This window comes from Streptomyces sp. NPDC054841 (assembly GCF_053611045.1).
This window is the reverse complement of the sequence record NZ_JBSGZO010000422.1, coordinates 1-7,512: the sequence shown is the minus strand read 5'-3', so window position 1 is coordinate 7,512 and position 7,512 is coordinate 1. Positions and strand designations below refer to the sequence as shown.

Below are 7,512 nucleotides of genomic sequence, written 5' to 3'. Positions count from 1 at the left end.
CCTCCTCGGAGGCGCGGGCCGTCGCCCGTACCCAAACGCTTCTCCAGGGCGAGCACGGCATCGGCACGGTCCGCCGCACGGTCCTCCCCGGGGGCCTGCGCATCGTCACCGAGACCCTGCCCTCCGTACGCTCCGCCACCTTCGGCATCTGGGCGCACGTCGGCTCCCGTGACGAGACCCCGTCGCTGAACGGCGCGACGCACTATCTGGAGCACCTCCTCTTCAAGGGCACGCACAAGCGCTCCGCCCTCGACATCTCCGCCGCGATCGACGCGGTCGGCGGCGAGATGAATGCCTTCACGGCGAAGGAGTACACCTGCTACTACGCGCGCGTGCTCGACACCGATCTGCCGCTCGCGATCGACGTCGTCTGCGACATGCTCACCGGCTCGCTGATCCTCGAAGAGGATGTCGACGCCGAGCGCGGCGTCATCCTCGAAGAGATCGCGATGACCGAGGACGACCCGGGCGATGTCGTCCACGACCTCTTCGCGCGCACCATGTTCGGCGACACCCCGCTCGGCCGCCCGGTCCTCGGCACCGTCGACACCATCAACGCGCTGAACCGCTCGCAGATCGCCCGCTTCTACAAGAAGCACTACGACCCGACGCACCTGGTCGTCGCGGCCGCGGGCAACATCGACCACGCCACGGTCGTACGCCAGGTCCGCAAGGCCTTCGACAGGGCCGGCGCGCTGTCCCGTACGGACGCCGCACCGGTCGCCCCGCGCGACGGCCGGCGGACGGTCAGGACGGCGGGCCGGGTCGAGGTGTTGGGCCGCAGGACCGAGCAGGCCCATGTCGTCCTCGGTATGCCGGGTCTGGCCCGGACCGACGACCGCCGGTGGGCGCTCGGCGTGCTGAACACGGCCCTCGGCGGCGGCATGTCGTCCCGTCTCTTCCAGGAAGTCCGCGAGAAGCGCGGCCTGGCCTACAGCGTGTACTCGTACACCTCGGGCTTCGCCGACTGCGGCCTCTTCGGCGTCTACGCGGGCTGCCGGCCCAGCCAGGTCCACGACGTGCTGAAGATCTGCCGCGGCGAGCTCGACCGGGTCGCGAACGAGGGACTGTCGGACGACGAGATCGGTCGCGCCATCGGCCAGCTCGCCGGATCGACCGTCCTCGGTCTCGAGGACACGGGCGCGCTGATGAACCGCATCGGCAAGAGCGAGCTGTGCTGGGGCTCCCAGATGTCGGTCGACGACATGCTGGCGAACATAGGCGCGGTCACTCCCGACGACGTCCGTGCGGTCGCCCGTGAGGTACTGGGACAGCGCCCCTCGCTGTCGGTGATCGGCCCGCTGAAGGACAAGCAGGCGGACCGCCTGCACGAATCCGTCTCGTAGATCCGTCTCGTAGATCCGTCTCCCAGAGAGAGCAGAGCAATGAGCAAGCTGCGCGTGGCCGTCCTCGGTGCCAAGGGCCGTATCGGCTCCGAGGCGGTACGAGCCGTCGAAGCCGCCGACGACATGGAACTGGTCGCCGCGCTGGGCCGGGGCGACAAGCTGGAGACCCTGGCCGAGACCGGCGCCCAGGTCGTGGTCGAACTGACCACCCCCGCCTCGGTGATGGGCAACCTCGACTTCTGCGTCCGCCACGGCATCCACGCCGTCGTCGGCACCACCGGCTGGACGGACGAGCGCCTCGCGCATCTGCGTACCTCGCTCGACGCGTCCCCGGAGACGGGCGTGCTGATCGCGCCCAACTTCTCCATCGGCGCCGTGCTCACCATGAAGTTCGCCGCCCAGGCCGCGCGCTACTTCGAGTCGGTCGAGGTGGTCGAGCTGCACCACCCGAACAAGGCGGACGCCCCGTCCGGCACCGCCACCCGCACCGCCCAGCTGATCGCGGAGGCCCGCGCCGAGGCCGGCTGCGCCCCGCAGCCGGACGCGACCGTCACGGCCCTGGACGGCGCGCGCGGCGCGGACGTCGACGGGGTGCCGGTGCACGCCGTACGGCTCCGCGGCCTCCTCGCCCACCAGGAGGTCCTGCTCGGCGGCGAGGGCGAGACCCTCACCATCCGCCACGACTCCCTGCACCACAGCAGCTTCATGCCGGGCATCCTGCTCGGCGTGCGCCGCGTGGTGACCACCCCCGGGCTCACCTTCGGCCTCGAACACTTCCTCGACCTCGGCTGAGTGCTCGGATGCGCGCGAAAATCTCCTACTTCGTCACGGCTGCCGTCCTGGTCGTCTACTTCGTCCTGGTCGGCAGCCGCGGCGTGATGCTGATCCAGCACGGCACCGTGCTCACCGTCACCTTCGGTGCCGCGGTGCTGATCCTGCCGGTGATCGGTATCTGGTTCCTCTGGAAGAACACCCAGTTCGTCAAGAAGGCGAACGCCCTCGCCGCCGAACTGGACGCCGAGGGCGGGCTGCCGGTCGACGAGTTGGTCCGTACCCCCGGCGGCCGTATCGACCGCGACTCGGCGGACGCCGTCTTCGCCAAGCGCCGCGCGGAGACCGAGGACTCGCCCGACGACTGGCGCTGCTGGTTCCGGCTGGCCGTCGCCTACCACGACGCCCGGGACACCCCGCGAGCCCGCAAGGCGATGCAGCGCGCGATCGCGCTTCACGAGGGGAAGCCCGTCATGCCCTGACGGGCGCGTGGCTCAGGGAGGTTCGGGGGCGCGGGGGGCCTTCGGGGGCCGAGCGGACTCAGGCGGACTGTGCGGGCCGGTACTCCGCGCCCCACGCCTCGACCGTGTCGGCCGCCCGGTCGAACGCCTCGATGCGCGACAGGAAGTCGGCGTTGTGGTCGGTGAGCAGCAGAAGCTGCTCACCGCCTTCGCGTACGAGCATGAGCGCCTGCCCCTGCACCGTGCGGGGCAGCCCCAGCCAGCGCACCGGCTGCTGCACCGTACGCAGCGCCCCGACCTGCGCCCACGGCACGGTGCTGGTCGAGAGGAAGTTCACCCGCCGCAGTCCGTGCCTGCTCACCCAGGCGCCGATGCGCAGCAGCCGAAGCGCCGCGCCGATCATCAGCGTCGCGAGACCGAAGCACACTCCCGCACCCGGCAGAGCACCGGCGAACGCGATGACCATCGCGGCCAGCAGCACGAACGACGCGAGCAGCAGGGTCAGGGCCGCCGCTCCGACCCGCCACGGGCCGGGACGGTACGGCCGTCGCCACTGGTCATGGTCGTCGAACGGCAGCGCGACGTCTTCGTCCGTAGCGTCAAAGGCGCGGTCCGCCGTCAGGAAGGGCAGGGGCACGGCTGATCCTCACTCGTCACCACGATGGGGTTGTGCCCGGTGAGGCTACCGAGGCGGTCAACCCCCGACCACCCCCGGGGGTCCATGGGGGTGCCTCCCGCGCCCGTCAGGGCGGTGGGGAGCGTCAGCGGCCGTCGGCGGACTCGGGCTGCTGCGCTTGGGAAGGCGCCTTGGGAGCTGCCGGGGAACCCAGCGCCGGCATGCCGAAGAGCAACGACCCGGCCAGACCGGCAACGACGGTCAGGCCGATCAGCGTACGGCCTACGAGCTGGGAGCCGCTGGGCCGCTGTCTGGGCGGCGGAGTGACGTTGCTGCGGAAGCGGTCGGCCTCGGCGACGAATGCGAACGGAACGGCCTCTCGCCGGCGGAACATGGGCGCAGGTCTCCTCACCTGGTGGCGGAACGTGGTTACTGGTACAGACGAGCAAAACCGCCATTTGGTGCCCGATTCCGGTGAATTGACCGAGAAATATCGGGACGGCCCGCCCCGGCCGTCGTTGTCGGTGGCGAGCCGTAGAGTGGGCGCCGCCCGAGCGATGCAACTGGAAGGACCCCGCCGGTGACCGAGATCCCCGCCGACATCAAGCCCAGCTTCCGCAGCGACGTCACCGTCGAGCTGGTGAAGCACACCGCCGGCGACTCCGACGTGCTGTGGGCGGCCCGGGTCTCCACTGCGGGCGAGCAGTCCCTGGAGGAGATCTCCAAGGACCCGGAGCGCTCCAAGGGGCTCATCAACTATCTGATGCGGGACCGCCACGGCAGCCCCTTCGAGCACAACTCGATGACCTTCTTCATCAATGCCCCGATCTTCGTCTTCCGCGAGTTCATGCGGCACCGCGTGGGCTGGTCGTACAACGAGGAGTCCGGGCGCTACCGGGAGCTCCAGCCGGTCTTCTACGTCCCGGACGAGGCGCGCAAGCTCGTCCAGGAGGGCCGCCCCGGAAAGTACGTCTTCGTCGAGGGCACCCAGGCGCAGCAGGAGCTCACCGGCCGGGTGATGGAGGACTCGTACCGCCAGTCGTACGAGGCGTACCAGGAGATGCTCGCGGCCGGTGTCGCACGCGAGGTCGCCCGCGCGGTCCTGCCCGTCGGGCTCTACTCGTCCATGTACGCGACCTGCAACGCACGCTCGCTCATGCACTTCCTCGGCCTTCGCACCCAGCACGACCTGGCGAAGGTCCCGTCCTTCCCGCAGCGGGAGATCGAGATGGTCGGCGAGAAGATGGAGGAGCACTGGGCGAAGCTCATGCCGCTCACCTACGCCGCCTTCAACGCCAACGGGCGCGTCGCTCCGTAGAGCACAGATGTACGGTCAGCCTTACTCGGTGTCCGTATTGCGGCGTTTCGAGAAGTTCATCTAGGCTGATCAAACGGACCCGGCACTGCTTGAACCCCCGAGCAGGCAGTGCCGGGCTCCACTGACCACGGCATACGTCACGTCCCCCAAGGGGACCCTACGCGCTGAGCAGCGAGTAGCGTGTTACCCATGGCTCCGATCTCCACTCCGCAGACCCCCTTCGGGCGGGTCCTCACCGCCATGGTCACGCCGTTCACGGCGGACGGCGCACTCGACCTCGACGGCGCGCAGCGGCTCGCCACCCACTTGGTGGACGCAGGCAACGACGGCCTGATCATCAACGGCACCACCGGTGAGTCGCCGACCACGAGTGACGCGGAGAAAGACCAGCTCGTACGAGCCGTCCTCGATGCGGTGGGCGATCGCGCCCATGTCGTCGCCGGTATCGGTACCAACGACACCCACCACAGCATCGAGCTCGCCCGCGCCGCCGAGCGCGCCGGCGCACACGGCCTGCTGGCTGTCACGCCGTACTACAACAAGCCCCCTCAGGAGGGCCTGTACCGGCACTTCTCGGCCATCGCCGACAGCACCGGCCTCCCCGTGATGCTGTACGACATCCCCGGCCGCAGCGGCGTCCCGATCGACACCGAGACGATCGTCCGCCTCGCGGAGCACCCGCGCATCGTCGCCAACAAGGACGCCAAGGGCGACCTCGGCCGCGCCAGCTGGGCCATCGCCCAGAGCGGCCTCGCCTGGTACTCGGGCGACGACATGCTCAACCTCCCGCTCCTCTCGGTCGGCGCCGTCGGCTTCGTCTCCGTGGTCGGCCATGTCGTCACCCCCGAGCTGCGCGCCCTCGTCGACGCGTACACCGCGGGCGACGTGCAGAAGGCCACCGAGATCCACCAGAAGCTGCTCCCGGTCTTCACCGGCATGTTCCGGACCCAGGGCGTCATCACCACCAAGGCGGCACTCGCCCTCCAGGGCCTGCCCGCCGGCCCGCTGCGCCTCCCGCTCGTCGAGCTCACCGAGGCCGAGACCGCCCAGCTCAAGATCGACCTCGCCGCGGGCGGGGTACAGCTGTAACCACAGACTTCACAACTGAATACGAACCAACCGAAGAAACCGCACAGACGACAACAGCAAGTGCACGAATGTCATGCGCGCCACGTGCCCAAGCGGTACGTGGCGCGTGTGGTGAGGAGAGTCTTTTGAGTCATCCGCATCCTGAACTCGGCGCCCCGCCGAAGCTGCCCAAGGGCGGCCTGCGCGTCACCCCACTCGGCGGTCTCGGCGAGATCGGCCGGAACATGACGGTCTTCGAATACGACGGCCGACTCCTGATCGTCGACTGCGGCGTCCTCTTCCCCGAGGAGGAGCAGCCCGGCATCGACCTGATCCTGCCGGACTTCACCACGATCAGGGACCGCCTCGACGACATCGAGGGCATCGTGCTCACGCACGGCCACGAGGACCACATCGGCGGTGTCCCCTACCTGCTCCGGCTGAAGCCGGACATCCCACTGATCGGCTCCAAGCTGACCCTCGCCCTGATCGAGGCCAAGCTCCAGGAGCACCGCATCCGCCCGTACACCCTCGAAGTCGCCGAGGGAAACCGCGAGCGCATCGGCCCCTTCGACTGCGAGTTCATCGCGGTCAACCACTCCATCCCGGATGCCCTGGCCGTCGCCATCCGCACCCCTGCGGGCATGGCCGTCCACACGGGCGACTTCAAGATGGACCAGCTCCCCATGGACGGCCGCCTCACGGACCTGCACGCCTTCGCGCGCCTGAGCGAGGAAGGCATCGACCTCCTGCTGGTCGACTCGACCAACGCCGAGGTCCCCGGCTTCGTCCCGGCCGAGCGCGACATCTCGAACGTGCTGCGCGGGGTCTTCGCGGGCGCCCAGAAGCGCATCATCGTGGCCAGCTTCGCCAGTCACGTCCACCGCATCCAGCAGATCCTCGACGCGGCCCACGAATACGGTCGCAGGGTCGCCTTCGTCGGCCGTTCCATGGTCCGCAACATGGGCATCGCCCGCGACCTCGGCTACCTCAGGGTCCCGGCGGGCCTGGTGGTGGACGTGAAGACCCTCGACGATCTTCCGGATCACGAGGTCGTGCTGGTCTGCACCGGCTCCCAGGGCGAGCCGATGGCGGCCCTCTCCCGTATGGCCAACCGGGACCACCAGATCCGCATCGTCCAGGGCGACACGGTCATCCTGGCCTCGTCCCTCATCCCGGGTAACGAGAACGCCGTCTACCGGGTGATCAACGGTCTCACTCGTTGGGGTGCCAACGTCATCCACAAGGGCAACGCCAAGGTCCATGTCTCGGGCCACGCCTCGGCCGGCGAGCTGCTGTACTTCTACAACATCTGCAAGCCGAAGAACCTGATGCCGGTCCACGGCGAATGGCGCCACCTGCGCGCCAACGCCGAACTCGGCGCCATGACGGGCGTCCCCAAGGACCGCATCGTCATCGCCGAGGACGGCGTGGTCGTCGACCTGATCGACGGCAAGGCCAAGATCACCGGCAAGGTCCAGGCGGGGTATGTGTACGTCGACGGCCTTTCGGTCGGCGATGTCACCGAGGTCCACCTGAAGGACCGCCGCATTCTCGGCGACGAGGGCATCATCTCGGTCTTCGTCGTGGTCGACTCGACGACCGGCAAGATCGTGGGCGGCCCGAACATTCACGCCCGTGGCTCCGGCATCGAGGACTCCGCCTTCGACGCGGTGATCCCGAAGATCGACGAAGCCATCAACAAGTCCGCTGCCGATGGCGTCTGCGAGCCTCACCAGCTGCAGCAACTCATCCGCCGGTCGGTCGGCAAGTGGGTCTCCGACACCTACCGCCGGCGCCCGATGATCCTCCCGGTCGTCGTGGAGGTCTGACACCGGATCTGGCGCCGGAACTGACAACCGAACTGACGCCTGATGAAGTGATCTTGGAGCGGGGCGCCCCCGATTTGCATCGGCCGCCCCGCTCCAGTAC

General features: G+C 68.9%; 8 protein-coding genes. 6 read left to right on the top strand and 2 right to left on the bottom strand.

The annotated features are described in order from the left end of the window. From ACWGI8_RS35295 to ACWGI8_RS35285, 3 genes are all read left to right on the top strand, one after another. Positions 1-1,346 (top strand): M16 family metallopeptidase (locus ACWGI8_RS35295; RefSeq protein WP_453667293.1); only part of this gene is annotated, 1,346 nt, incomplete at its 5' end. A 39-nt stretch (positions 1,347-1,385) separates the two neighbouring features. Next, positions 1,386-2,138 carry a 4-hydroxy-tetrahydrodipicolinate reductase gene (dapB, locus tag ACWGI8_RS35290; RefSeq protein WP_453667291.1) on the top strand — a complete coding sequence of 251 codons (753 nt, stop codon included), beginning with the start codon at positions 1,386-1,388 and terminating at the stop codon, positions 2,136-2,138. 8 nt (positions 2,139-2,146) lie between these two features. Continuing rightward, the gene (locus ACWGI8_RS35285) at positions 2,147-2,599 is read left to right on the top strand and encodes a hypothetical protein (RefSeq protein WP_453667289.1); all 453 of its coding nucleotides are present in this window, start codon (positions 2,147-2,149) and stop codon (positions 2,597-2,599) included. Positions 2,600-2,657: 58 nt separating this feature from the next. Here ACWGI8_RS35285 and ACWGI8_RS35280 read toward each other — a convergent pair whose 3' ends face one another. Beyond that, positions 2,658-3,215 carry a hypothetical protein gene (locus tag ACWGI8_RS35280; RefSeq protein ID WP_453667287.1) on the bottom strand — a complete coding sequence of 186 codons (558 nt, stop codon included), beginning with the start codon at positions 3,213-3,215 and terminating at the stop codon, positions 2,658-2,660. 124 nt (positions 3,216-3,339) lie between these two features. Further along, on the bottom strand, positions 3,340-3,588 hold the full coding sequence (locus ACWGI8_RS35275) for a hypothetical protein (protein ID WP_453667285.1): 249 nt from the start codon (positions 3,586-3,588) through the stop codon (positions 3,340-3,342). 186 nt (positions 3,589-3,774) lie between these two features. On the opposite strand from ACWGI8_RS35275, the gene thyX reads away from it, so the two are divergent. The 3 genes from thyX to ACWGI8_RS35260 all read left to right on the top strand — a co-directional run bounded on the left by thyX (position 3,775) and on the right by ACWGI8_RS35260 (position 7,412). Next, positions 3,775-4,512 (top strand): FAD-dependent thymidylate synthase, encoded by a 738-nt coding sequence (thyX, locus tag ACWGI8_RS35270; RefSeq protein ID WP_453667284.1) that lies wholly within the window; start codon positions 3,775-3,777, stop codon positions 4,510-4,512. Positions 4,513-4,701: 189 nt separating this feature from the next. Next, positions 4,702-5,601 (top strand): 4-hydroxy-tetrahydrodipicolinate synthase, encoded by a 900-nt coding sequence (gene dapA, locus ACWGI8_RS35265; protein ID WP_453667282.1) that lies wholly within the window; start codon positions 4,702-4,704, stop codon positions 5,599-5,601. A 125-nt stretch (positions 5,602-5,726) separates the two neighbouring features. After that, positions 5,727-7,412 (top strand): ribonuclease J, encoded by a 1,686-nt coding sequence (locus tag ACWGI8_RS35260; protein ID WP_453667280.1) that lies wholly within the window; start codon positions 5,727-5,729, stop codon positions 7,410-7,412. Positions 7,413-7,512: the final 100 nt, after the last annotated feature.